At 26.6% G+C, this 1,705-nt stretch carries 1 protein-coding gene; it reads left to right on the top strand.

Going from position 1 to position 1,705, the window contains the following annotated elements; genetic code table 11:
- Window positions 1–432 precede the first annotated feature (432 nt).
- On the top strand, window positions 433–1,705 hold a 1,273-nt coding region (locus tag Q4Q16_RS09255), incomplete at its 3' end, for a transposase (RefSeq protein ID WP_303347441.1).

Genomic DNA, 1,705 nt, shown 5'->3' with positions numbered 1-1,705 from the left:
CCACCGCTTTAAAACCATATTTTTACTGTAAAAACAAGATGTTAATCAAGTCTTATGGGTGGGTAAATCAAACCTCTTTATAATTTTTTTTCCGTATACAAAACTACATTGAGAGAATCGAAAAGTTGCATGGTCATTTCGCAGGGACCTGTAAATATAAAGAAGTCAAGCCTAATTTATCTGGAACACTTGAATGCGTCAAATCAAAAAGAACATGGTGTAGATACTACGGAAAATATCAATAAATTGGCATAATTATTGCTTGCTTTATGCGTGTACTATTATGATGTAATAGTATCCATAACGACAATGTAGTAAGTAAAAAATAACAATATACAATTTAAATAATACTTTTTAATAAAAAAATTATAGAAAAATCTTCTGTATTAGTGTATTGTAACTATACAATTACTGATATGGAGGAAATATATTATGTTTAATACTGGTATTGATAATATAACAAATAATGTAAATTTTGATAGTAGTATAAATCGCTTTTTCAATGAGTTTGATATATCACGTCTTCTTCATAATTCTAATGCAAGAAAAACAAATGGTGTGTCAGAATCAGAGTTATTTAAATACTGGTTTTCAAATGTATTTAAAGGTAGTAGCATGTATATGCAAATTGTTAATAAAACATTTAATGAAGATTTTTCAAAAAATAGTTTATATAGATTTGTTAATAATGAAAAAATAAATTGGAAAAAATTTATTTCATCTATATCAAAAACTGTAATAAACAATGAGATTGAATATTTGACATCATCATCAAATAAAAAATGCTATGTACTTGATGATACAACAATAGAAAAAAATAGATCTAAGAAAACAGAACTACAGGCAAGAGTATTTGATCATACCCAAAAATCGTTTAAAACAGGTTTTAAGCTGCTTACTTTGGGTTACAGTGACGGGCACTCCTTTATCCCTGCCGGTTATAACGTGCATTCTAGCTCATCTCCCAAAAATATTCTTTGCCCTGCTAAAAAATGTGATAAGCGTTCACTTGCTTTTAAGCGTAGAGAGGATGCTATAAAGTCAAAGATACAAATGGCGTATTCTCTTATTAAAAAAGCTCAAAATTCAGGAATATATGCAGATATTGTTTTATTTGATAGTTGGTTTGCTGTTTCATCACTAATTTCACAAATAAAAAATAATCTTAATCTAGATGTAATATGCAGGCTTAAAAAAAATAAAATGAAATTTATGTATGATGGTGATAAATTAAATATTAAAGAAATATATAAAATAGCTAAAAAAAGGCCTGGAAAATCAAAATATATTCTATCTGTAAAGGCTAAAATAAAATATAATGATTATGTGTTACCAGTTAAAATAGTCTTTGTTAAAAATAATAGCACTAGTAAAAAAGATTGGATTGCTATTTTATCTACAGATTTTGAATTATCAGAAGAAGAAATTATAAAATTATATTCTAGAAGATGGAGTATTGAAGATTTTTTTAAGGTTTGTAAATCAAACCTTAAACTTGTTAATGGATTTAAAAGTCTTTCTTTTGATGCTCTTAATGCACATGTGGCAATTGTATTTACAAGATTTATATTTCTATCTTTACTAAAAAGATGCTCTGAGGATAAAAGAACTATGGGAATTTTGTTTAACTGTGTTTTTGAGGAGTTAAAACAAAGAGATTTATATGAAGCAATTACTGTAATAATGAATTCAGTTGAAACTGTAG

It is taken from the genome of Methanobrevibacter sp. (assembly GCF_030539875.1).
GTDB lineage: Archaea > Methanobacteriota > Methanobacteria > Methanobacteriales > Methanobacteriaceae > Methanocatella.
The sequence above is the reverse complement of the archived record's forward strand: the minus strand, read 5'-3'. Positions and strand labels throughout refer to the sequence as shown.